Annotated in this window: 21 protein-coding genes and 1 pseudogene; 11 read left to right on the forward strand and 11 right to left on the reverse strand. The window is 34.8% G+C overall.

The genetic code is table 11. The features are described from left to right. Window positions 1–4 precede the first annotated feature (4 nt). Both EV142_RS14400 and EV142_RS14405 read right to left on the reverse strand, forming a co-directional pair. Window positions 5–538 carry an AAA family ATPase gene (locus EV142_RS14400; protein ID WP_132036551.1) on the reverse strand — a complete coding sequence of 178 codons (534 nt, stop codon included), beginning with the start codon at window positions 536–538 and terminating at the stop codon, window positions 5–7. Between the two features lie 233 nt (window positions 539–771). Next, entirely contained in the window at window positions 772–1689 is a 918-nt protein-coding gene (locus EV142_RS14405) for an alpha/beta hydrolase family protein (protein WP_132036552.1), read from the reverse strand. 264 nt (window positions 1690–1953) lie between these two features. Here EV142_RS14405 and EV142_RS14410 point away from each other — a divergent pair, with 264 nt between their 5' ends. The 4 genes from EV142_RS14410 to EV142_RS14425 all read left to right on the forward strand — a co-directional run bounded on the left by EV142_RS14410 (window position 1954) and on the right by EV142_RS14425 (window position 5397). Beyond that, a complete protein-coding gene (locus tag EV142_RS14410) occupies window positions 1954–2250 on the forward strand; it encodes a DUF493 family protein (protein ID WP_132036553.1) in 297 nt (98 codons plus the stop codon). 3 nt (window positions 2251–2253) lie between these two features. Then, window positions 2254–2976, forward strand: a complete 723-nt coding sequence (locus EV142_RS14415; protein ID WP_132036554.1) for a DUF4290 domain-containing protein — start codon at window positions 2254–2256, stop codon at window positions 2974–2976. Window positions 2977–3194: 218 nt separating this feature from the next. After that, window positions 3195–4508 carry a UDP-N-acetylglucosamine 1-carboxyvinyltransferase gene (murA, locus tag EV142_RS14420; protein WP_132036555.1) on the forward strand — a complete coding sequence of 438 codons (1314 nt, stop codon included), beginning with the start codon at window positions 3195–3197 and terminating at the stop codon, window positions 4506–4508. 13 nt (window positions 4509–4521) lie between these two features. Further along, complete coding sequence (locus EV142_RS14425; RefSeq protein WP_132036556.1) at window positions 4522–5397, forward strand: cation diffusion facilitator family transporter; 876 nt, start codon at window positions 4522–4524, stop codon at window positions 5395–5397. A gap of 299 nt (window positions 5398–5696) precedes the next feature. On the opposite strand, the gene EV142_RS14430 is transcribed toward EV142_RS14425, so the two are convergent. The 3 genes from EV142_RS14430 to EV142_RS14440 all read right to left on the reverse strand — a co-directional run bounded on the left by EV142_RS14430 (window position 5697) and on the right by EV142_RS14440 (window position 9364). After that, window positions 5697–8186, reverse strand: coding sequence for a DUF5686 and carboxypeptidase regulatory-like domain-containing protein (locus EV142_RS14430; protein WP_132036557.1), 2490 nt, complete (start codon window positions 8184–8186; stop codon window positions 5697–5699). 70 nt (window positions 8187–8256) lie between these two features. Then, on the reverse strand, window positions 8257–8670 hold the full coding sequence (gene aroQ, locus EV142_RS14435) for a type II 3-dehydroquinate dehydratase (RefSeq protein WP_132036558.1): 414 nt from the start codon (window positions 8668–8670) through the stop codon (window positions 8257–8259). A gap of 133 nt (window positions 8671–8803) precedes the next feature. Beyond that, on the reverse strand, window positions 8804–9364 hold the full coding sequence (locus EV142_RS14440) for a porin family protein (protein WP_132036559.1): 561 nt from the start codon (window positions 9362–9364) through the stop codon (window positions 8804–8806). A 472-nt stretch (window positions 9365–9836) separates the two neighbouring features. Here EV142_RS14440 and EV142_RS14445 point away from each other — a divergent pair, with 472 nt between their 5' ends. The 4 genes and pseudogenes from EV142_RS14445 to EV142_RS14460 all read left to right on the forward strand — a co-directional run bounded on the left by EV142_RS14445 (window position 9837) and on the right by EV142_RS14460 (window position 13845). Beyond that, entirely contained in the window at window positions 9837–10418 is a 582-nt protein-coding gene (locus EV142_RS14445) for a porin family protein (RefSeq protein ID WP_132036560.1), read from the forward strand. Between the two features lie 196 nt (window positions 10419–10614). Next, window positions 10615–11203: pseudogene (locus EV142_RS14450) on the forward strand (porin family protein). A gap of 78 nt (window positions 11204–11281) precedes the next feature. Further along, window positions 11282–12178 (forward strand): site-specific tyrosine recombinase XerD, encoded by an 897-nt coding sequence (gene xerD, locus EV142_RS14455; protein ID WP_132036561.1) that lies wholly within the window; start codon window positions 11282–11284, stop codon window positions 12176–12178. Window positions 12179–12324: 146 nt separating this feature from the next. Continuing rightward, window positions 12325–13845 (forward strand): sensor histidine kinase, encoded by a 1521-nt coding sequence (locus EV142_RS14460; RefSeq protein WP_132036562.1) that lies wholly within the window; start codon window positions 12325–12327, stop codon window positions 13843–13845. A 78-nt stretch (window positions 13846–13923) separates the two neighbouring features. Here EV142_RS14460 and rny read toward each other — a convergent pair whose 3' ends face one another. The 3 genes from rny to EV142_RS14475 all read right to left on the reverse strand — a co-directional run bounded on the left by rny (window position 13924) and on the right by EV142_RS14475 (window position 16281). After that, complete coding sequence (rny, locus tag EV142_RS14465) at window positions 13924–15486, reverse strand: ribonuclease Y (protein ID WP_132036563.1); 1563 nt, start codon at window positions 15484–15486, stop codon at window positions 13924–13926. Window positions 15487–15695: 209 nt separating this feature from the next. Next, window positions 15696–15986, reverse strand: coding sequence for a cell division protein ZapA (locus EV142_RS14470; RefSeq protein WP_132036564.1), 291 nt, complete (start codon window positions 15984–15986; stop codon window positions 15696–15698). A gap of 4 nt (window positions 15987–15990) precedes the next feature. Further along, window positions 15991–16281: a hypothetical protein gene (locus EV142_RS14475; RefSeq protein WP_132036565.1), complete on the reverse strand. Its 291-nt coding sequence runs from the start codon at window positions 16279–16281 to the stop codon at window positions 15991–15993. A gap of 179 nt (window positions 16282–16460) precedes the next feature. On the opposite strand from EV142_RS14475, the gene EV142_RS14480 reads away from it, so the two are divergent. The 3 genes from EV142_RS14480 (at window position 16461) to EV142_RS14490 (ending at window position 21468) form a co-directional block, all read left to right on the forward strand. After that, on the forward strand, window positions 16461–18158 hold the full coding sequence (locus EV142_RS14480; RefSeq protein ID WP_132036566.1) for a M23 family metallopeptidase: 1698 nt from the start codon (window positions 16461–16463) through the stop codon (window positions 18156–18158). Between the two features lie 11 nt (window positions 18159–18169). Next, window positions 18170–20635, forward strand: a complete 2466-nt coding sequence (locus EV142_RS14485) for a TonB-dependent receptor (protein ID WP_132036567.1) — start codon at window positions 18170–18172, stop codon at window positions 20633–20635. Between the two features lie 110 nt (window positions 20636–20745). Beyond that, on the forward strand, window positions 20746–21468 hold the full coding sequence (locus EV142_RS14490; RefSeq protein ID WP_132036568.1) for a hypothetical protein: 723 nt from the start codon (window positions 20746–20748) through the stop codon (window positions 21466–21468). Window positions 21469–21644: 176 nt separating this feature from the next. Here the strand turns inward: EV142_RS14490 and EV142_RS14495 are convergent, their stop codons facing one another. From EV142_RS14495 to EV142_RS14505, 3 genes are all read right to left on the reverse strand, one after another. Continuing rightward, window positions 21645–22346, reverse strand: a complete 702-nt coding sequence (locus EV142_RS14495; RefSeq protein ID WP_132036569.1) for a hypothetical protein — start codon at window positions 22344–22346, stop codon at window positions 21645–21647. Between the two features lie 101 nt (window positions 22347–22447). Beyond that, window positions 22448–24277, reverse strand: coding sequence for an ABC transporter ATP-binding protein (locus tag EV142_RS14500; protein WP_132036570.1), 1830 nt, complete (start codon window positions 24275–24277; stop codon window positions 22448–22450). Continuing rightward, a complete protein-coding gene (locus tag EV142_RS14505; RefSeq protein WP_132036571.1) occupies window positions 24278–25315 on the reverse strand; it encodes a PDDEXK nuclease domain-containing protein in 1038 nt (345 codons plus the stop codon). Window positions 25316–25317: the final 2 nt, after the last annotated feature.

Raw genomic sequence — 25317 nt, forward strand, 5'->3', positions numbered from 1 at the left:
AGGCCTAAATTTTATCTAAGATATAAAGAATTCTATTGTCCACGGTATCTTTCGGCACTTCTATTAAGTCGTAGCCGTATTTTTTATAAGTTTCAACAAGGTGATTCTGGATCGTGACTGCCTGTTCAAAATTCTCATAACGCTCTGTGTCGCTTTCATAAATTTCTTCCCAGGGCGGTAAAATAAAAATCTTAGAATATTTAATGTCTTCGCATGCCTTTGTGAAATGTGCCGGATATTCATCACCAATATAATCCATGTAAGCCACAACATCAGGAATGCCACGGTCTATAAAAACCACATTGTCAGGTTCTTCAAGAGCCTGTTGGTATTGTTTGATGCGGCCCTGAAGCAGCATTTCGCTAAACAATAAAGGCTGTTCCAAAAACAATTGGTCGATACCTCGCTGTTGTGCTTCGAGCGTAACTTGTCTTGAAATTTCAGGATAACAGCAATAGCCACGAGCTACCAATTCGTTAATAAGAGTAGATTTTCCCGTTCCCGGGCCACCAATGAGTACTATGATTTGTTTTTGCACTTTCTTAAAATAAAGCGCAAATTTACCTAAACTTATTCGTAATTAAAAAGAATATTTATCAGAAACGAATGATTTCGTAATTTTATAGTTCAATAGAACGATTTCTGTTGCTGCAATAAAGTTTGTTCTCCTGTAATTAAAGCATTAAGGAGCCACTTGTTCGATAGGTATGGATTCATTTATTTAAATAAAAAGTAAATATAGAGAGAGGCCTTTTTATTCCTGATTTTTTTTTACTCACAAAATAAATACTTTCCAGTATTAACACTTTTCTTCTCCAAAGGAATAATCAAATGCGATTCAAATTTGTTGCCTTTTAAAACAGTATCTACAAAATTCAAAACATATTGCTGTCCCTGATGAAAAAGATAACCGGAGAATTCATGCCCGCCGCCGCAAAAAGTAATCAGTTCAATGTCTTTATGCAGGTCATTCATATGATTGTAAACGGCATAAGAACCAAAAAGAATCAGCCAGCCTGAAGCATTTGTAGGGCAGGAGCGATGGGAGCCCGCGGAATACGGAACTGTTGCATCATTATTTCCGTGTGAGAGTAACGTCGGAATTGCCTTTTCTCTCGTAATCAGATTAATATCCATGATTGCTCCCGAACCTCCGATAAAACCTTTGTATTTGAAGTTTTCCGGCAGATTGCTTTTGTATAAATTCATCAGTTTATAATCCCAGTAAACAGCGTGAAAGCCGATTTCGGCACCGGCGCTAATTCCGGAAATAAAGATTTTAGAGGTGTCCAGATTATATTTAGCAGCATTTTCAAGTAAAAAAGAAGTTGCCTGCCACATGTCGCTGACGCCAATCTGAATGGCTTTTATCTTTTCGGTCAAAGTGCCTTTACAGCCAAAATCCTTTCTTTTCATATACAAACTGTACGAAATGCTCGCCACGGCATAACCGTTTTTAGCCATAAACATTCCGAATTCTTTTTCGCTCGTGCGTTCTCCGCCAGAAAACCCGCCTCCGAATGCAAAAAGGATCAACGGAATTTTTTCATTAGTTTTCTGCTGAGGCAAATACAAATCTAAATCCAGTTGGATCGTATCGTTCTGAAAATAGGTTATTGTTTTGATTTCCTGTGCCTGAATGTTGTTGAAATGGAGAATTATAAAAAGTAAGATTGCGTATTTTTTCATAAGAATGTTTTTTGAATGTCGCAAAGTTGCAAAGCCGCAAAGTAAAAATATCCAAAGCTTAAAAACTTTGCGTCTTCGCGACTTTTCGCGCAAATTTATCAGCAATGTTTTCTCAAATATAAGAGGAAATTTCACAAAGAAATAAAGTTACAAAGCTTTTTTCTTCGCACCTTTGCATCTCTGTAACTTTGAACCTTTTTCGAAAGAAAAAAATCTAAAAATCTAAACTCAAAACCGTATATTTGCGTTTATTTTTAATTACGAATGGAGAACGATAAAGAAAAAAGTACCGCCGAATTTTACGAAAGATTAAAGGTTGAGCTGGATAATTCAAATACCTGGCCAGCAGAATATTTGTATAAATTTATAATGCCTTCAGTAGGCGATAATGTCGACCGTGTTGAAAAAGCTTTTGACAGTATGGGGGCGGTTATTAAAACAACAAAATCTAAAACAGGTAAATTTACCAGCGTTTCTGTAGATGTTACGATGAACAGCGCCGATGAGGTGATTGCTAAATACAAAGAAGTTTCTACAATAGAAGGTATAGTTTCCTTATAACTTATGGTCGAAAAATATAAAAAAGAAGTCGCGAATGACGTTGTTTTTAATTTAGAATACAATTCTGAAAGACAGCGTTTACTTATTCCGGAATATGGTCGTCATTTACAAAAACTGATTGATCAGGCAACCATTATTGAAGATGCTGAAACGCGCAATAAAGCAGCGAAATACATCATTCAGGTTATGGGTAGCCTGAATCCGCATTTACGTGATGTGCCAGATTTTCAACATAAATTATGGGATCAGCTTTTTATTATGTCTGATTTTAAATTAGATGTAGAATCGCCTTATCCAATTCCGTCCCGTGATGTATTACAGCTAAAGCCGGATGTTTTACAGTATCCGCAGAACTTTCCAAAATACAGGTTTTATGGGAATAACATCAAATATATGATTGATGTTGCCAATAAATGGGAGGATGGCGAGATGAAAAATGCATTGATACTGGTGATTGCCAACCATATGAAAAAATCATATTTGAGCTGGAACAAAGACACGGTAAAAGATGATGTGATTTTTGAGCATTTATACGAATTGTCAGGAGGTAAAATCAACTTGTTGCAAAGTACAGAAGAACTTTTAAATACAACTGATTTATTGCGTACCAACAAACGTATATCTAATAAAATTACGCCAGCCGGACCACCAAAAATCCAAAGTAACAAAAGCAATAATAAAGGCGGGAAACCAAAACCTTTTCAGAAAAACAATAGTCAGAAATAAAAAAAGGTACTAAGATACTAAGTGACTAAGGCTCTAAGTTTTTTAACTCAGAACCTTAGCGTCTTAGAGCCTTAGCGACTTAAAAAGAAGAACCTTAAAAATAAAAAAAGTTGCTAAGCAGCTAAGTTCCTAAGTAGCTAAGCTTTATGGCTTATAATCTTAAAAAGAAACCTTAGAAACTCAGAACCTTAGAAACTCAGAAACTCTAAAAAAAGAATATGGGAATTTTTAAAATCGAAGGAGGAATACCTTTAAAAGGAGAAATTACTCCGCAAGGAGCAAAAAATGAGGCATTACAAATTTTATGTGCCGTGCTTTTAACGGGAGATAAAGTGAAAATTAATAATATTCCCGATATTATTGATATCAATAAATTAATCACTTTGCTGGGTAATTTAGGGGTAAAAATTCAAAGAAATGAACCAGGTTCTATTACATTTCAGGCTGATGAGGTTAATGTAGGTTATCTGGAAACAGAAGCTTTCAAAAAAGAAGGAGGAGCACTGAGAGGTTCTATTATGATTGTTGGTCCTCTTTTGGCCCGTTTCGGAAAAGGATACATTCCTAAACCGGGAGGAGATAAAATTGGCCGTCGCAGATTAGATACACACTTTGAAGGTTTTATTAACCTTGGGGCAAAATTCAGATACAACAGAGAAGATCACTTCTATGGAGTAGAATCACCGGAAGAAGGTCTTACCGGAACAGATATGTTGCTTGACGAAGCTTCGGTTACCGGAACAGCAAATATTGTGATGGCTGCTGTTTTGGCAAAAGGACAAACAACCGTTTATAACGCTGCCTGTGAGCCTTACCTGCAACAGTTATGTAAAATGTTGAACTCTATGGGAGCGAAAATTACTGGAGTGGGTTCTAATTTACTAACTATTGAAGGTGTTGAAAGTCTTGGTGGTTGCGAGCACAGAATTCTTCCTGATATGATCGAAATCGGTTCCTGGATTGGTCTTGCGGCTATGACAAAAAGCGAAATCACAATCAAAAATGTAAGCTGGGATAATTTAGGTTTGATTCCGAATACATTCAGAAAATTAGGTATTACAATAGAAAGACGCGGAGATGATATTTACATTCCTGCTCACACAGATGGGTATGAAGTAAAAACAGATATTGACGGTTCTATTCTGACCATTGCAGATGCACCATGGCCAGGATTTACACCTGATTTATTAAGTATTGTTCTGGTGGTGGCAACACAAGCCAAAGGCGATGTTTTAATTCACCAGAAAATGTTCGAAAGCCGTTTGTTTTTCGTAGATAAATTAATTGATATGGGAGCAAAAATCATGTTATGCGATCCGCACAGAGCGGTGGTTATGGGACATAATTTCGAATCTCAGTTAAAAGCAACAACAATGTCGTCTCCGGATATTCGTGCGGGAATTTCATTATTGATTGCTGCTCTTTCGGCAAAAGGAACCAGTACAATTCAAAATATCGAACAAATCGACCGTGGGTACGAACGTATCGACGAGCGTTTGAGAGCAATTGGAGCAAAAATCGTGAGAGCGTAGATAAAAATCTCAAATGACTAATGAACAAAAAGCTATAAAAGCTACTTATTTTAGTATAGCTGGAAATACCTGCCTGGCCCTTGTAAAAGGTTTGGCAGGTTTTTTTGGCAATTCTTACGCCTTGATTGCAGACGCGATCGAATCAACAACGGATATATTTTCGTCCTGTCTGGTCTTGTTTGGAATCAAATATTCTAATAAACCGGCAGATGAAAATCACCCTTACGGTCATGGCCGTGCGGAGCCGTTAATTACTTTTTTGGTGGTAGGTTTTCTGATTACCTCGGCTACAGTTATTGGGTATGAAAGTATAGCCAATATTCAAACATCCCACGGATTACCAAAATCATGGACTTTGTATATTCTGGGGGCTATCATTATCTGGAAAGAATATTCTTTCAGAGTGGTGATGAAACGCAGTAAACAAACCAATAGTTCAGCTTTAGCGGCAGATGCCTGGCACCATCGCAGTGATGCGATAACTTCGGTTGCGGCATTTATCGGAATTACGATTGCGCTGGTAATGGGAAAAGGTTACGAATCTGCTGATGACTGGGCGGCTCTTTTTGCTGCTTTCTTTATTTTATACAACAGTTATAAAATCTTCAGGCCGGCACTTGGTGAAATTATGGACGAACATTTAAATGATGACTTAGTCGAAGAAATTCGCATTAAATCATTAACGGTTGAAGGAATTCTGGGGACTGAAAAATGTTTTATCCGAAAAGCAGGGATGAAATATCACGTCGATCTTCATGCCATTGTTTCGGCTAAAATTTCTGTAAAAGAAGGGCATGATTTGTCGCATAAACTGCAGGATACTTTAAAAGAAAAAATTCCTCAGCTGGGAAATGTATTAATTCATATTGAGCCGGATGATTATCATTGAGGAAGGTTCTAAGTTGCTAAGGTTCTGAGGGACAAAGGTACAAAGGGACAGAGGTGCAAAGATTTGAATGCTTTTTGCATTTTTTAAATAAAATATAAAGCCGATTACTCTCAAAAGAGTAATCGGCTTTTTTGTGTTTTGTTTTCCGCTACTAACCTTTTAATCTGCTCAATCTGCCAAATCTGCGGGGAAAAAATATACGACAGAGATGTAAGTTACACATAATCGTAAATCCGCTAGGGATTTCGGTTAATCAACTTAGAACCTTAGTTACTTAGGACCTTAGCACCTTTTAAGAACTAATCCAAAACATTCAAAATCTTCAGTCCGAAAACAACGCCGTTTTGCTGAATTCCGCCCTGATAGGAATGAACATAATCTACTCTGAAAAGTTTAAATTTTCCAAAACCCAAATTGTCCAGACCAACCGTAAATTCAGAATAAGGCTTTCTGTCCGGAACAGCCAGCGAGTGAAAACCTAAATTCAGGGTTGATTTTAACAGATTCAGTAACGGAATTTTATTCATCATAAATCCGGTGTCATTGTACTCTAGATGTGCTTCAAAATAACTGTCGTTCGTGCTATTGGTATAGTAAGGCATTAAATTGAAAACATTCAGGTAACGATCGCTTGTTCCGATATGGGTTTGGTTTCCGTTAAAATGTTTGTAATCTATAAAGGATATATTTTCGGCATTAAAGAACTTTCCTGCCTTGAAACTGGTTCCCAGCAAACCTTTGTTCCCTAACGATAAATCATATTGTACCGCGGTTGCAATTCGCTCAAATTCATAGTTTTTTGAGCTGGCAGCAAATGCCTTTTCATAGGACAAAAACAGAGTAGGGTATTTGTCGTTCTTAATATTATATCTTCCGTCGGGTCTTGAGATATATTTATTGCCAAAATTGATGCGTGCCGTAATATTGGCCTTGAGCAAATGATGCTGATTGAAAGCAGGAGTTTCAAAATCATTTGGCGCCAGTGGATTATTGGAAGAATAAATATCGTCTCTTTTAAAGAAAGAATAATCGGTTGTATTCAAAAGCGGTTTTCGTTGCTCGTACGCAATTTTACCATTCAGATTTATTCCGTTTGCGACATATTGGTTGTAGTTGATTTGTGCAAATTCTAAATTATATAACTTCATGTAATTGTCTTTAAAAAACAAGGAGCTAACAGAATTGACAAATTTACTGATTGGCTCAGCACTATTAAATTGGGCTACTTTTGTTCCTCCGGAAACGGCAACAGAGGCGTAATTTATTGTGTTGAAACGGTGGGTAAATTCTCCAACTACGCGAAAACGTTCGTCCGAAAAACCATAATTAAACGTAGTGCTTACAGAAGTGCTTTTTCCTTTTTCTTCATTCCAGTTTTTGAATGAAAAGCCCGAATTGAAATTAAATCCCTGAACGGTATTAAAACTTAAAGAAGTAATGTTTAACAAACCGTCATACTCGAAAGAATATTTCTTAAAAGTATTTTTGTACTCGTATCCTTTTAAAATATCCCAGATTTTAAATTTATTGTTTTTGGCATCAATCGAATCAGTGTATTTCTGAGATTTGCGAATGGTTTGCAGGCTGTCTTTTTTGTTATAGTCATTGCTTTCCTCAATAGTTAAAGGAATCGGACGAATTTCATTCCAGAAAGCGTCGTCTTTTTTATTGGAGTTGGCTTCAAAAGCAACAATTTCGTTTCCGAATGTCTTTTTTGCAAACGAAGCCGGAAACTCGTAATTGGAATAAACATAATTGAATTGCCCCGAAAATTTAATACCAAAAACGCCCGCTTTAAAATATAAGGTTTGTGCGTTTTTAGACCATATTTTGTTTTCTGAATTGTAATTAAAGCTTTGTTTTAGCGTCATTATCTCCGTAAGTTCATTTTTCATTCGATAGCCTTTTATGTCTAAATCTATCGCGTAAATCGCAAAACTGTCATCAACAATATAAATATAACCTTCAAAAACAGGCTCTTTGTCGCGTTTTGGAATTACTTTTATTTTGTTTATTTCGTGATTATTGGCATCAAAAAAGGTGCCTTCCAATTGGTATTTATAATAATTGAATGCATTATCGGCAATTGGGGAAATTAGTTTAATGTCGAAATCCAAAGTATTATCATAAAAATCATAGGTCGATAATGCTGCGGTATTGTAGCTGTAGCCTCTATTGTTTCCGGAAATTTTTGAGGCTATAATTTTTTCTTTGAGATTATTCGGTTTCTCATAACTGACTTTCGAGATGGTTTCCGACAGGTACAGAATTCCTGTTCCGGTAGAATCCAAATTAGAGGACATATCTTCTCCCAAATCTACTTTTTGGCCTAATATTTTTTTGGGCAGGTCTTTTACTTTAAACATTCCCTTTGAATAAAAATCGGCCGTGAAGCGGGAAGTTTTTTCTGAGTTTTCTTTTTTGTTGGCAATGGCACTTCTTATGATGGCATTTGCGGGATTGTTTTTAGGATCAATCACCACTTCATTTAAGGCAAAACTTTCTTCCACCATTTTAACATCCAGAACGATTACTTTAGAACCGGGAGAAACGGCTATTTTTTGGGTTTTAAAACCTAAATACTGAAAGGTAATTTTGTTTTTTCCGGCTTCTTTTACATTAAGCTGGTATTGTCCCTGCTCGTTTGATGTGGTTCCGGTATACGTATTTTCTTCAAAAACAGAAACAAAAGGTAATGGATTTCCTTTTTCATCGGTTATGGTTCCTTTGATCTGGGCAAAGTTAGAAAGCGTAAAAAATAAAAAGGCGAATAAAGTATAGTTTCTCATGAAAGTTATTTCTTTCACAAAAATAGAATAACTTAAAATCGGGGCTATTAAAAATTTGTTAAATAAAGAGTTACAAAAAAGACTGAATGGCCAAATCGTAACTTTTTAATCCAAAACCTAAGATAACACCTTTGGCATTTCCCGATAAATACGATTGATGTCTGAAGCTTTCCCGGGCATAGGTATTCGAAATGTGGACTTCAATTACCGGAGTGGTCACCGCTTTGATGGCGTCGCCCAAACCAATAGACGTATGCGTGTAAGCGCCGGCATTTAGTATTATTCCATCAAAAGTAAAACCGCACTCCTGAATTTTGCCTATCAGTTCGCCTTCGATATTACTTTGATAATAAGAAAGTTCAATATTTGGATATTTTTGCTGCAACGTTTCAAAATAGTCTTCAAAAGTCTGGCTTCCGTAAACTTCGGGTTCTCTTTTTCCTAAAAGATTCAAATTGGGTCCGTTGATAATGCAGATTTTCATAGTATAATTTGATTTAATAATTGAGCAATGATTCCGCTTCACATTTTGCAGCATACATTTTACAAAGTATGTAAAAATAAAAAAACCGCTCCAATTAACAGAGCGGTTTTTATAAAAGTATGTGATATTATTTTTAGAACATAAATCCTGCTGATAATTGTATGTTGGAGTTTTTAACATCTGCATTTTTTGAAGCTTCTGTTAATCCCAGACCGTAACGAGCCTGAACAAAAATGTTTTTAGTGATTTTTAATCCTAAACCTGCATTTACACCAAATTCAAAAGTTTCAGCATCTTTTACATCAAAATCATTTTTTTCGCTTAATAAGAATGACGCTTGTGGCCCTACCTCTAAACTTAATGATTTAGTCATATAAATTTTAGCCATTACAGGAATAGATAAATAACCTAATTCGTTTTTAAATTCTTCTGCTGCATTTTTATATGTTGCTCCTTGTGTAGAGTACAAAAGCTCTGGCTGAATAGAGAATTTCTCTAATAATTTGATTTCAGCGACTACACCTACATGATAGCTGGTAATTCCGTCTTTATCGAATGCTACACCGTTTAAAGATGCATCTCCTGTCTGACTGGCAAAGTTAACCCCTGCTTTAGCTCCAATTTGTAATAATTGAGCCTGAATTGTTGCTGATGTTGCGATGAACAATACAGCTGCTAAAAGTATCTTTTTCATAAAAAAGTTTTTTAAAGTTTGGTATTTTTTTTTTAATGTTATTAACAGTTCAAAACTACTTATTTTGCTTTTTATTGTTTTATGTTTTAGTTAAAATTTTTATTAAAATTCACACATCTTAATATTTTAATTTGATATAACACTTTTTTTATAATTTTAAAGTATTGAATTTTAGTTATTTACGAATTAATATAAATACTTATATATTTAGGATATACTTATTATATTTTATTAAAGTTGTATATTATTTTTTAATTTGAAAGATTTTAATTGTTAATTTTTAAGCATAATTATGCCTTGTTAGTAGGTTCGTTTAGTGCGAATAGTAATACTAATATATTTTAAATCAAGGGTATACAAAACAGAATAGTTTGATTCTTTTACTTTTTGATAATTGTTTTTTAATTTACTTTATTAGGAATTTTAACATGTGTTTTATACGTTTGTTTTCTAAACTTTAACAAAATAAAAAATGAAAAAAATTATTTTATCAATGCTTGCGATCTTAGTATTTGGATTTGCAAATGCTCAGAAAACAAGATTTGGAGTAAAAGGAGGTTTGAACGTTTCAAGCTTTACAGGTGGAGATTATTACGACGATTCGAAATCTTTAATAGGTTTCCATGTTGGGGGTTTTGCTGAGATTAAAGTTATTGAAAGATTAGCTATTCAGCCTGAACTTTTGTTTTCTACACAAGGTGCAAAATTGAAATATATTGGGGATTCTGATATAGATAATAAATTAAGTTATTTGAATGTGCCAGTTTTAGCTAAATTTTTTATAACTAAAGAATTTACCGTGGAAGCAGGTCCGCAAGTAGGATTTTTGCTTTCTGCAAAATACGATAGTGAAGATGCAAAAGATGATTTTAAATCTGTAGATTTTGGATTTAATTTTGGTGTTGGATATAGTTTTACTGACAATCTTGGTGTAAACCTTCGTTATACAGTAGGTTTAGCTAATATTGCTGATTATGAAACGGATAATGTAGAAGATTTTTTAGATAGCCCAAAAAATAGCAATTTAGCTTTGTCTTTGGCTTATAAATTCTAATATTTTTTTGAATATATTAAATTAAACCTTCCCTAATCCGGAAGGTTTTTTTATGTTTTAAAGTAAGATTTTTCTCGTATATTAAAGATTTATTTTTTAATATTCAAATAAAATATTTGTATGTATTTTATTACATTTGAGAAATTATTTTAAAATAAAAAAAATGAAAAAGATTATTTTTGCTGCTATGACAGTAATGGTATGTGGATTTGCAAATGCGCAGGGAGTTAAAATTGGAGTAAAGGGAGGTTTGAATGTTTCAAATTTTACAGGAGATTTGGACGGTATTGATGTTGGCTATCAGACTGGATTTAATGCAGGGGGTTTCGTAGAAATTAAATTGTCAGACAAATTGGTGGTGCAGCCGGAAATTATTTTCTATGCAAGGTGCCGAATTTAAGAATGGGAAAGCGTATGTAGAAGGGAAGCTTGTAACTGGAAGCGCTAATTTTATTCTGAATTACGTAAATGTTCCGGTTATGTTTAAATATTCTTTGGTTAAAAACTTTAGCATTGAAGTAGGCCCTCAAATTGGATTTTTAGCTTCTGCAAAAACAAAAACAGTCGTAAATGGATATTCAGGCAAACACGAAATGGATGTCAAAAAATTATTTGAATCAACTGATTTTGGTTTAAATCTGGGAGCAGGATATGATTTTACAGAAAATTTCTCTGTTGGTGTAAGATATAATTTAGGATTATCTAATATCCTAAAAACTAAATTCGGCGACGATTCAAAACTTCATAATGGAGTTTTATCATTTTTAGCAGCATATAAATTCTAATTTTTTTAATAAATTAAATATAACCTTCCCTAATCCGGAAGGTTTTTTTATGCTTAAAAATTGTTTTACTTTGCGGACATGAAATGGAATACCTACATAAAAGATTATCAATCCTATTTGCGAATCGAAAGAGGTTTGTCTAAAAATACTATTGAGAATTATGGTTTTGATATTGAACGGTTGTGTCTTTTTTTAGAAACCAATCAGATTGAAGTTTCGCCTTTAAAAATTACCGATGAAACCGTTCAGCAGTTTATTTACGACGTTTCAAAAGAAGTTAATCCGCGTTCTCAGGCACGCATTATTTCCGGATTGAAAAGCTTTTTTAATTATTTAGTTTTTGAGGATTATAGAAAAGACAATCCGCTGGAATTAATAGAAACCCCGAAAACCGGACGTAAATTACCGGATACGTTATCGGTTCAGGAAATTGATTCCTTGATTGCTGCTATTGATCTGAGCTCAAATGAAGGAGAACGAAACCGCGCTATCTTAGAAACACTCTACGGTTGCGGACTTCGCGTCTCTGAACTGGTTTCCCTTAAGATTTCTGATTTGTATTTTGAAGAAGGGTTTGTTAAAATCACCGGTAAAGGAAACAAAGAACGTTTCGTTCCGATTGGTAAACTGACTGAAAAATACATTCGGATTTATCAGAATGCGGTAAGAAGCGAATTAAATATCAAAAAAGGTTTTGAAGATACCCTGTTTTTGAACAGAAGAGGAAGTCAGCTTACCCGTTCCATGATTTTTGCAATTATAAAAGATCTGGCTGTAAAAGTCAGTTTAAATAAAAAAATTAGTCCGCATACTTTGCGCCATTCGTTTGCCACACATTTACTTGAAAATGGTGCGGACTTAAGATCTATTCAGTTAATGCTTGGACATGAGTCTATTACAACGACGGAAATATATGTTCATTTAGACAGAAGCTTCCTGAAAGAAGTGATGAATTCTTTTCACCCAAGGAAATAATTTCGGGCAATAATTTTAAAAAACAGCCGTTTTTCTTTTTAAATTTTAATATCTTGTATTGTATTTTGGCAAGAAACGAAGAATAATGACTTCTTTTTTAGCTAAAATAGTGTCGAATAATTTAAATTAGATAAAATAGGTGATGTATGGTTTTTGATTTGCATGAAAATGAGGATTGCTTAGAAGTAAATACTTTTTACAGGAAATTATTCGCCGAAATGCCGGATTTGCTTTTTCAGTTCGTTATTGATTGTGATAATAAGTATTCTTTCCCGCTTATCAGTAAATCTGCCGATGATATTTTTGAGATTTCTGTAAATGATTTTACTACCGATATTATATTTGTTGTTTATGACAGGATATTCGCTCCGGACAGGGAATTGTTTTTTCAGTCCCTGGTAAAAGCCAGGAAAGAAGTAACACCCTGGGAAATTGAATTCAGGGCAGTCCTGCCTAAAAAAGGATTGCGGTGGTTTAAAATTTCATCTAGAACCGAATTGGCTCCAAACGGTTGTGTTAGTTTTTTCGGACATGTTTCTGATATTACAAATCTAAAAGATAAAGAAGAAAAACTCCGTATTTCCGAAGAGCGGTTTCAATTTGCACTCGAAGCTTCAACAGCCGGTATTTGGGATTGGGATATGGTCACCAATAATGTTTTTTATTCTTCATTATCCTTAAAAATTTTAGAATTAGATTCAACAGATATTTTTGATGATCCGGAACGCTGGGATAAAATTGTACATCCGGATGACTTGCCAAAATATTATTCAGACATTCAGGAACACTTTGACAATAAGATTCCGTACTATGAAAATTACCATCGCGTGATGACTTCCAGCGGCAATTACAAATGGATTTTAGACAGAGGGAAGGTGATCAAAAGAGATGAAAATGGAAAGCCTCTGCGTGTTATCGGAACACATACCGATGTCTCTTTGCAAAAAGAAAAAGAACTGGAACTCCTAAAAACAATGAAGCTTTACAGTGACCAGAATAGTCGGTTGCTGAATTTCTCTCACATTGTTTCGCATAATCTCAATACACAAGCCGGTAATATAAAATCTATTCTGGACTTTATAGATGCTGATCTAGATAAGCTGACGGTTAATGAAATGCTACAGCATCTGCGAACGGTTTCAAATGATCTGAATGAAACAATTTCGAATTTGACGCAGATTGTTAAAACACAAAGCAATATCAATATTGTGGTAGTTCCTTTGAAGTTAAGTGAGTATATCGAAAAAATTAGTTTTACTATCAAAGGATACGACAAACAAAAAAATGTGACCATCGTCAACAATGTTCCCCAGTATCTGACTATAAATTTTAATCCGGCATATCTCGAAAGTGTTTTGTTGAATTTTACCACAAATGCTATCAAATATGCCCATCCGGACAGGGATCCTGTTATTGTTTTTGATTTTGGAATTGAACCGGAAGGTTATAAATCATTGAAAATTACAGATAATGGTTTGGGTATTGATCTGGAGGTTTACGGCGATTTATTATTCGGAATGTATAAAACATTTCATAAACATCAGGAAGCCCGCGGTATTGGATTGTATATTACGCGAAATCAAATTGAAGCCATGAAAGGGAGTGTTTTTGTTGAAAGTGAAGTAGGAGTAGGAACTTGCTTTAAAATTGTTTTTAATGATATGTAAAGGATAAATTTAAGAGCTATAAACAACAAAGGCTGTCTTTCTAAAGACAGCCTTTGTTGTTTATAATGAATTTTGAGATTACTTCGCAATATTAACTGCTCTTGTTTCCCTGATTACGGTTACTTTTACCTGACCCGGATAAGTCATTTCGGTTTGAATTTTTTGTGAAATTTCAAAAGATAAGTTGGCTGCATTGTCATCAGAAACTTTTTCGCTTTCTACAATTACACGAAGTTCTCTACCTGCCTGGATTGCATAAGCATTTTTCACACCGCTGAATCCGTAAGCTACTTCTTCAAGATCTTTCAGACGTTGAATATAAGAATCTAAAACCTGACGTCTTGCACCTGGTCTTGCCCCTGAAATAGCATCACAAACCTGAACAATCGGAGATAATAATGATTTCATTTCAATCTCGTCGTGGTGAGCTCCAATCGCGTTGCAAACCTCTTCTTTTTCACCATATTTCTCAGCCCATTGCATACCTAACAAGGCGTGAGGTAAATCACTTTCAGTATCCGGAACTTTACCAATATCGTGAAGTAAACCGGCTCTTTTAGCCAGTTTTACATTTAAGCCCAATTCGGCTGCCATGATACCACAAAGTTTAGAAACTTCTCTGGAGTGTTGTAATAAGTTTTGTCCGTAAGAAGAACGGTATTTCATTCTGCCTACCACTTTTATCAATTCAGGGTGTAATCCGTGAATTCCTAAGTCAATAACAGTACGTTTACCAACTTCAATGATTTCGTCATCAATTTGTTTCGCTGTTTTAGCAACAACTTCTTCAATTCTGGCCGGGTGAATACGTCCGTCTGTTACCAGTTTGTGTAAGGACAAACGGGCAATCTCTCTACGAACAGGATCGAAACAGGAAAGAATGATCGCTTCCGGTGTGTCGTCAACAATGATTTCTACTCCGGTTGCAGCTTCAAGCGCCCTGATGTTACGACCTTCACGGCCAATAATTCTACCTTTTACATCATCAGATTCAATGTTGAATACAGAAACGCAATTTTCAACGGCCTCTTCTGTTCCAACTCTCTGAATGGTATTGATAATGATTTTTTTAGCTTCCTGCTGCGCAGTAAGTTTTGCCTCTTCGATAGTTTCCTGAATGTGCGACATCGCCTTACTCTTAGCTTCGGCTTTTAAGCCTTCTACTAATTGCTCTTTTGCTTCTTCTGCAGAAAGTCCTGAAATTACTTCAAGTTGTTGTAATTGACTTTTATGTAATTTGTCAACTTCAGTTTGTTTTTTGTCTAAAAGTTCAATCTTACTATTGTATTCCTGAGTTTTAGCTTCAAAATCATCATTTACTTTTTTGGCTTTTGAAAGCTCGTTTGATATTTGTGATTCTTTGTCTCTAATTCTTTTTTCTACTTCGGCTACCTTCTTATCTCGTGCCAAAATAACTTGCTCGTGCTCCGATTTTAATTCGATAAAACGTTCTTTTGCCTGAAGAATTTTGTCTTTTTTAATATTTTCAGCCTCTAAATTAGCGTCTTTTAAAATTGAAGCTGCTTCCTTTTTAGCGTTTTTGATTAGATTAGAAATATTGCTTTTTTCGATAACTTTAGCAATTGCAAACCCCGCTGCAATCCCGACGATACCTGAAATAATGATCGTTACTATGTCCATGTTTGTTAAAATTTATATATAAAAAAAGCCTACATTAATTGCTTGAATAAACTCGTAAAGACAAGTTTTGAGCTAACTCACTGTTCAAGTTTTCCCAATAAAATCGGGACGTACTATAGTAGCGACGATTCACTCACTTTAATTTGTTAGTGTTGAGTTTACCAAAAATGAACTAATGTAGGCAGTATCTTAGTTTCTGTAAAGAACGTTTAATTTTCGAGATATTGATCTAAAAGCAAATTTAATCTTTTAATTCTTTCGATATCTTCACTATCGACAGTATAATCAATTTGTTTTTGTTCTACTTGTGAAGCAAATTGTAAGGCACACATGGCCAGTACATCCTGCTTGTCGCGGACTGCGTAACTTTCTTCGAATTGCTTGATCATCACATCAATTTTCTTAGAAGCACTTCTTAGTCCTTCTTCCTGATTGGGTTCTACGGTTAATGGGTATACCCGATCTGCAATTGATATTTTAATTCTAAGCTTTTCGTCCATGTTTCTAGTCTGATAATTGTGCTATACAGTAATCAATTTCGCGAATTAATGAATTTATTTTAAGCTTTGTCTCTCTCTTATTGTTGTCACTGCCGAGCAACGAATTGGCTATCTTAAGTGTTTCATATTGCTTTCTCAAAGCTTCCATTTCTTCAGATTGTTTCTGGATGATTTGCGCAGCTTTGGCTAGTTGTAATCTAAGTTCCTGATTGTTTTTCTCGAATCCTTTTGACTTTTCAAAAAGCTTTTCGATTTTATATTCAAGAGTATCAATTATTTCGGCAATTACACTCATTATAAATCCTATTCATTACTTAATCATACAAAGTTAGTATTCCTTTTTATTAATGCAATTTTTTATCGCTTTTTTTGCATTAAAAATAGACAAATATATGAAATTCAATGAATTGTATTTTTGTAGCTTTTTACTCGTTTTTGGCTTCTTATTTTTTTATCTTAGCAAAAATGTTGCTTATGAGATTTTCACTACTTACACTGTTTTTCTGTAATTTTATTTTTGCTCAGACACCATATCCTAAAGATTATTTTCGTCCGCCTCTTGATATTCCAATGCAGCTTTCGGGTAATTTTGGGGAGTTGAGGCCAAATCATTTTCATGCCGGTTTCGATTTAAAAACGAATCAGAGAGAAGGTTTAAATGTGTATGCAGTTGCGGATGGATATGTTTCAAGAATAAAAATGTCGACTTTTGGTAATGGAAAATGTATCTACATCACACATCCAAATGGATATACTTCTGTTTACGGACATTTACAAAACACCATTGGTCCAATTCAGGATTATGTTCAGAAAGCACATTACGCCGAGCATTCTTTTGAAATTGAATTATTTCCAAAACCCAATGAATTACCAGTTACAAAAGGACAACTGATTGCGCTTTCCGGAAACACCGGATCTTCTGAAGGGCCTCATCTGCATTTTGAAATCCGTGATTCGAAGACGGAATTTGTCATTAACCCCATGTTTTTTGGTTTTGATCAAAATATAAAAGACAGTAAAAAACCAACCATTTCCAGTTTATATGTTTATCCTGTTGCGGAAAATACAGTTGTGAATCAGTCCAGACAACCGCTGCTATTGAGTCTGGCGCTTCAGAAAGACGGAACCTATCTGGCTTCTAAAGTTAAGGCAAATGGTAGAATTGGTTTCGGAATCTCGGCGGTGGATTATGATGATGTTTCGAATAATAAAAACGGGGTGTTTAATGTGAGCACCTTTTTAAACGGAAATCAAAATTACAACTATCAGTTCAATACTTATTCATTTGATGAAATGCGTTATGTAAATGCGCTGGTTGATTATCCGAAATATAAAAAATCAGGACAACGCGTGCAGAAGCTGTTTATGAAAACACCTTTTCCTTTAAGCATTATCAAAACAGATTCGCTTCGCGGAATTATTTCTGTCGATCCGAATTTAGCTTCCACTTACCGAATTGAAGTATCGGATTATTTCGGGAATTTAAACTCGATTGATGTTCCGATAGAGTATGATTCGGCAACACCAATTGTAAATGCTGAACCAATTGCCTCAAAATATTTTGTTCGTTATAATAAAGATTCAAATTTTGAAAAAGACAATATGTCGGTATTTTTTCCTGCCGGTACTTTTTACGATGATTTTAATTTGAATTTTGATGTGAAAAACAATCGAATTTATATTCATGATGATGTTGTTCCGGTACATTCCAATTTCACGATAACCATAAAAGATTCTACTTATTCAGAAGAGCTCAGAGATAAATTATTCATTGCAAGAATCAGCGGTAACAGCAGAAGTTATAATACCACAACGCGAAAAGGAACTGTTTTTACTGCGAAATCGAAAATATTAGGCCAATTCGGATTGGTTTTGGATACCATTGCTCCGGTAATAAAAATTAATAAACCCATTCAGGATAAATGGATTAGTGATGTGAAAGTACTTGAGTTTACAATAGGAGACAGCTTGTCGGGGATTAAATCATACAACGGTTATCTGAACGGAAACTGGATTTTACTGGAGTATGATAATAAAACCCGAAAAATTACGCACAAGTTTGAAGATGGGATTGTAGCAGAAGGTGCAAATGATTTAAAAATTGAAGTAGTTGATAATGTAGGTAATTCTGCTATCTTTGAAACTCACTTTTTTAGAAGTCAACAAAAATAAAATCAAAACGTTTGAATTATAGTAAATTAATATTCGTTTTCCTTTTTTTGTGCATTGGTTATGTCTCATTTGCTCAAAACGCCCGTGTTAAAGGAATCATTTTAGATAATGAAAAGCGGCCAGTTGCCGATGTGAATGTTTCTTCATCAGGAAATACAACCCAGACCAATTCGGATGGTTTTTTTGAAATTGAAGTTCCTCCCAATAAAAAAGCAGCTTTGGTTTTTACTCATATTTCCTTAAAAATGATGAGCCTCACCGTAAACTTAAAGCCAAATGAAGTTTTTGTCTTTAATCCTGTAATGAGTAATGCCCAGGAACAAATGGGCGAAGTTTTTGTATCTTCTAAAAATAAAAAACGGGTTCAGGGAATCACGGTTATTGACGCGGCGACCATTAAGAAAATTCCCGGTGCAAATGCCGGAATCGAAAATATCCTGAAAACATTACCCGGAGTAAATTCAAATAATGAGCTTAGTACACAATATGCGGTACGAGGCGGTAATTATGATGAGAATCTGGTTTATGTAAATGAAATTGAAGTCTATCGTCCTTTTTTGATCCGCTCTGGACAACAGGAAGGTTTGAGCTTTACGAATACCGATTTAGTGCAGAATGTTGATTTTTCTGCAGGAGGATTTCAGGCGAAATTTGGTGATAAATTATCTTCTGTTTTAGATATTACGTATAGAAAACCCACAGAATTCGGAGCTTCCTTAGAAGCCAGTTTGCTGGGAGGAAGCATATCTGTTGATGCGGTTTCCAAAAATAAAAAATGGTCGGCCGTTACCGGAGTCCGTTACAGAAATAATAGTCTGCTTGTGAACAGTCAGGACACTCAAACCAATTATACTCCAACTTTTGTTGATGTTCAGACGAATGTAAATTATGATATTTCAGAAAAATGGCAAATGAGCTTTTTAGGGAATATTTCGCAAAACAAATATTTATATCAGCCTTTAACACGTGAAACCAAATTTGGAACTATAGATCAGCCCATGGCACTTGCGGTTTATTATGAAGGAAAAGAAAAAGATCAGTACGATACTTATTTTGGTGCCCTGAAAACTACTTACAAAGCTTCGCCAACTTTAACTTTTAAATTTATTGGCTCTTTGTTTCATACCAAAGAGCAGGAGCATTTTGATATTCTGGCACAATACCGATTGGGAAATGTAAATGCTGACGGGACAACCAATCTTGACGATGTTGATTTTACACGCGGAATTGGTTCCCAGCTCAATCATGCCCGTAATGATCTGGATGCTTTAATTGCAAATGCAGAAATAAAAGGTTTTAAAGAGTGGAGGGACAGTCAGCTTGAATTTGGCTTGAAATACACAAGAGAATCAATCCGGGACAGGGTAATAGAGTGGGAAGTCATAGATTCTGCCGGATTTTCTATAAATCCCCCAATCGTGATACTTCCGGAAAACAATCAGCCTTACGAACCTTATACGGGGCCTTTATTGCCGTATCAGGATATTCGCGCTACTAATTTTAATACGATAAACAGATTTTCCGGTTACGCACAATGGAATCAGAAAACACAATTAGGCTCCAGTCAGGTTTGGTATAATCTGGGAGCTCGTTTTCAAAGCTGGACCGTTTCTGGTGCCTCAGAGGAAGGAAAAAACCAAATCGTTTTTAGTCCGAGAGCTCAATTTGCTATAAAACCGGATTGGGATATGGATATGGTTTTCAGACTTTCGGGAGGATTGTACCATCAGCCGCCTTTTTACAGGGAGCTTCGTGATTTGAATGGGGTGGTGAATCCGAACGTGAAAGCGCAGGAATCCGTACATATTGTTTTAAGTAATGATTACAGCTTCAAAATGTGGGATCGTCCTTTTAAATGGGTGACGGAGATTTATTATAAATCACTGACAGATGTAAATACATACTCAATAGACAATGTTCGTATCCGTTATGTGGCCAACAATAATGCAAAAGCTTATGCGCAAGGTCTTGATTTCAGGCTGAATGGAGAATTTGTGCCGGGGACAGAATCCTGGATAAGTTTCGGATATCTGAAAACCGAAGAAAACTACGAGGATAAAGGTTATATTGCACGACCAACAGATCAGCGTTTGAAATTTGCCATGTTGTTTCAGGATTATATGCCCAATATTCCAAGTGTTAAAATGTATCTGAATTTGGTGTACAATACAGGTTTGCCGGGCGGTGCTCCTTCGTATTCGGATCCTTACCTGTATCAAAACAGACTGAATGATTACCGAAGAGCAGATATTGGTTTTGCTAAAGTTTTTGTAGACAGCAGTACTAAAAGTGCCAAGACAAATTGGTTGAAAAACTTTAAGGAACTGTCTGTTGGTGTGGAGATTTTTAATGTGTTTAACAATCAAAATGCGATAACCAATACATGGGTAAGGGATATTTATTCTAAAAACCAATACGCAATCCCGAATTATATGACTTCAAGAGTTTTTAATATTAAGCTGAATGCGAGGTTGTAATTAAATTGACAGAAACAGATACTTGTTTTGAGAAATTCCCGTTTTACTAAAATGAAACCGATAATACAATCAAAAATACTATATTTGATATCCCAATATAATTCGAATAGATGAAAAACTCATTAAAATATATAGCCCTGGCAATCATCGGAAGCTTAGTAAGTTGCAAAGATGAAGCTCAAAAACCGAAAGTAATTTATGATGCTGCGAATAAAGCAAGAGTTGTAAATAAAACGGATTCAACCCAGATTGAAGTCGCTGATTTGCCGATTCAGATGGAAGGAACGGATTATTTAATTCATCCGGTTGGTGATTTGAGGGTATTTGAAAAAGGAACAAAAGCCCGTTACGGATCTTCAAGTGTAAACGATGTGAGTTTTACGATTTCAAATTTAGGGGAATATGAAATTACAGGCTATTTGCAGAATCTGAAATTTCAAAAAACAGATTCTGATTCCATTCGGTCTTTGACAGATAAACCGGCTTTGATCTTAACCGCTACTTATTTAAAAACAGTGGCTGACAGAACTAAGAATCAAATTATGGTCTATACTCTCGCAGATTCCGATACGAATAAAGATGGCAAAATTGATTCCGGCGATATAAAAACATTATACCTGAGCAATATTAGCGGAGAAAATTTTACTAAAGTTTCTGAAGACTTTCAGGAATTGGTAGATTGGAATTTAATTGATTCCAAAGGCCGTTTGTATTTCAGAACAATTGAAGATACCAATCAAAATGGTCAGTTTGATAAAAATGATGTTTTGCATTACAGCTATATTGATTTGGCTGCTAAAAAATGGGAAGTTAAAAGTTATAAACCGATATAAAGTTTTTAAGGTTCTAAGATCCTAAGATTTTTTAAATCTTTGTACATAAAAGCCAGTTGAAAATTATTTTTAACTGGCTTTTGTTATTTAAAATTGAAAATAATTTTATGCTTTTTTTTAAAAAAAAACTCAGCACCTTAGCATCTCAGTTCCTTAGCAACTTTTTAAAAAAAAACCTAAATCAAAATATCACTTTCCAAATCTGATTTTTCTATTTCAATTCCAAAACCCAGACGTTCTACCAGTTCAATCACGAGCTTTTTATACCAGTTTTCTGACTTTGGATGAATGTATATTTTTTCAATTAACTGATTGATATTAACATTGATTTTTAAACCGTCATTCAGTTTTATATTACTTTTTGAAGTGTCCGTGATGATACGGACTTCGCGCTCGTACTGAAAGCTTTTTCTTTTAAACAAAAACGGAAAGAACAAGTCGTCAAACGGAATGTATTCTTTTTTGTAGTCGATATAATTTACTTCTCCAATATACTGATCAAAATTATTCTCGGGATTTAAGGCACTTTGCAGTCTGCCAATGGTAGACTGAATGGCTAAACCTTCACTGTTTTGAGTAAATATCTGCCACATGGCAAACGATTCGTATTCGTTGATATGCCAGCTGCTTATCGCTACTTTTTCGCGGTGTGTTTTGTAATAATTTAAGAAGTCAGGATTGTCGACTGCCAGTTTTTTGATCTCTTCAAAGGTAGGCTCGCTAAAAGTTCCTTCGTACTGATCTTCAAATTTGTCAGAACGGGACATGAACAACTTTTTAGAAAGCAGCAAATCCAGAAACTTAGATAAGTCTAAGTATTTCCAAACAATGGTATCCGGATCTTCAGGCAGCTTTATGTTTGGATTGTTGAGATACATGATTGTAGATTTATAGATTTACTAAAAAAAATCTGCCACAGCTTACACAGATTAGAATGATTTACATCAGTGTTAATCTTATAAGCTGTGGCAAAAAATCTTTAAGATTCAAAAGATTGCATCGTTACCAGTTTATTGTAAGTTCCGTTATGTGCAATTAATTCATCATGCGTTCCTTGTTCTACGATTTTTCCTTTTTGCATGACCACGATCACATCTGCTTTTTGAATAGTAGAAAGGCGGTGTGCAATTACAATCGAAGTTCGGTTTTGCATCATGTTTTCAAGTGCCACCTGTACAAATTTTTCGCTTTCCGTATCCAATGCTGATGTCGCTTCATCCAAAATCATAATCGGAGGATTTTTCAATACCGCACGGGCAATCGATAGACGTTGTTTTTGGCCTCCGGAAAGTTTGTTTCCACTGTCTCCGATATTGGTGTAGATTCCCAAAGGAAGGTCTTTTACAAACTCATATGCATTAGCGATTTTTAGCGCTTCGATAATTTCATCATCAGTGGCGTCTAATTTTCCTAATGAGATGTTCGCTTTTATCGTATCATTAAATAAGATGCTGTCCTGAGTTACCAATCCCATCAAGCTTCGAAGCGACTGTAAATTCATGTCTTTGATGTTGATTCCGTCAATAGAAATCGATCCGTCATTTACATCATAAAAGCGGGTTAATAAATTGGCAATGGTACTTTTTCCACTTCCGGATTGTCCTACCAGGGCTACAGTTTGTCCTTTTTTAATCTGAAGGGAAAAATCTTTTAATACCGTTTCGTCTTCATATTTAAAGTTAATATTCTGAACCGTTATATTGTTGTCAAAGGTTGTTTTTTCGACAGCATCAACTTTGCTTGTAATGGGGTTGTCCTGGTCTAAAATTTCCAGTACGCGTTCTGCAGCGGCATTTCCTCTTTTTACACCGTATGAAGCTTTAGAAATCGCTTTTGCAGGGGTTAGGATGTTATATGCCAGTCCCATGTATGCTATAAAGGAGGCACTTTGTAATGTTTTGTCAATCAAAACCATTTGCCCTCCATACCAAAGCAGGATAGCGATTACGGTAATTCCCATAAATTCACTTGCGGGAGAAGCTAAGTTTTGGCGATTACCAATGCTGTTTGATAAACTAAAAAAACGTTCTGTTGAATTTTGAAAAACACTGTTGAAGTAATTTTCAGAATTATATCCTTTTACTACTTTCAGACCTCCAATAGTTTCTTCTATGGTCGATAAAAAAGTACCTTGTTCCTGTTGTGCTTTGGTGGATTGTTTTTTAAGCTGTTTCCCTATTAATGAAATAATATAACCTGAAACCGGAATAAAAATAAAAACAAATAAGGTTAGTTTAGGGCTGATAATCAGCATTGTGGTTATTGTGAAAATAATAGTTAGAGGCTCTTTTACAATAAGTTCAAGAATGGCTAAAAAGGAGTTTTGTACCTCGTTTACATCAGCTGAAATTCTCGAAATAACGTCTCCTTTTCTTTTTTCAGAGTAAAAAGCCAAAGGAAGTTCCAGTGTTTTCTTATACATTGCATTTCGCATGTCCCTTAGAACGCCATTTCGTAAAAAAGTAATAAAAAACATGGCTAAATAATCGGCGAGGTTTTTTAATAAGAAAATCGAAATGATAATAGTAACCATTATAGATAAAACGTAACCGGATTCATGAGTACCTTTTGTTGTTGTAATGTAATAGCTTAAATAGTCTTCACCGTATTGCTGAATTTTCAGAATGCCGTGATACACTGGTTTTACTGTAATTTGCTTGCTTTTGTCAAATAAAACCTGAAGCATCGGGATTAAGGCAACAAACGAAAGTGTGCTGAATAGTGCGTACAAAACATTGAAAAAGATGTTTAGCAATGCGTATTTTTTATATGGATATATAAAAGGAACTATTTTTTTAAAATTACTCATTTATTTATAAATATTGTTTTGTGCTATAGCAATGGCTTTTTCCAGTTTTTCTAGCAATAATTTTTTTTCTGGTAATTGGGTTAAATAAGCAGAGACTTTGATCTGTTCGTCATTGTCAAGCATTAAATAATTTATTTGCTCAGGAGATTTTTCACTGCACAAAATTAATCCAATTGGTTTATTTTCACCTTCTTTTTGTTCGTTTTTCTCTAACCAACGTAAATAAAGCTCCATTTGGCCTTTGTATCCGGCTTTAAACTTTCCTAATTTTAAGTCAATAGCAACCAATCTTCTAAGGCCGCGATGATAAAAAAGTAAATCGATGTAAAAATCTTCGTCATCAATTGTAATTCTTTTTTGACGCGCAAGAAAAGCAAATTCGCTACCTATTTCAGTAATGAAATTTTGTAATTGGGCTAAAATAGAGCTTTCCAGATCCTTCTCAGAATAACTGTCATGAAGACCTAAGAAATCTAAAAAATAAGGATCCCGAAAAATTAAATCAGGACTAATTTGTTTTTCGGTTTTTAATAACTCGAGATCATTAATTATGGTTTCTTCGGGCTTTTTGCTGATCGCAGTTCTTTCAAAAAGCATGCTGTCAATACGTTCTTGTAAAGTTCTTACGCTCCATCTTTCATGGATACTCATTTGAACATAGAATTCACGTTTTATATTATTCTCAATATAAATTAAAGTTCTAATATGAGACCAACTCAATTGTGCACACACTGTGTGCACAATTGTAATGTCTGGAATTATAGAGTTTAATTTGATGAAACTGTGCAGGTTTCTTTTGTTAAAACCGCTTCCGTATCTATTGAATAGATCTTCACTTAAATTTTTTATAAGTTTCTTTCCATAATCAGCCCGATCATTTTTTAGGATTTCCTCATTGATCGTTTTTCCTATTTTCCAATACAAAAGCGTTAATTCCTGATTTACCGTTTTGGCCACAAAATGTCGGGTCTGATCTATTAATCCTACAATGGAATTTAATAGTTCAGGATGATCATTTGCTTCCGGTTTATCACTCATTA

The organism is Flavobacterium circumlabens (assembly GCF_004345565.1).
Taxonomy (GTDB): domain Bacteria; phylum Bacteroidota; class Bacteroidia; order Flavobacteriales; family Flavobacteriaceae; genus Flavobacterium; species Flavobacterium circumlabens.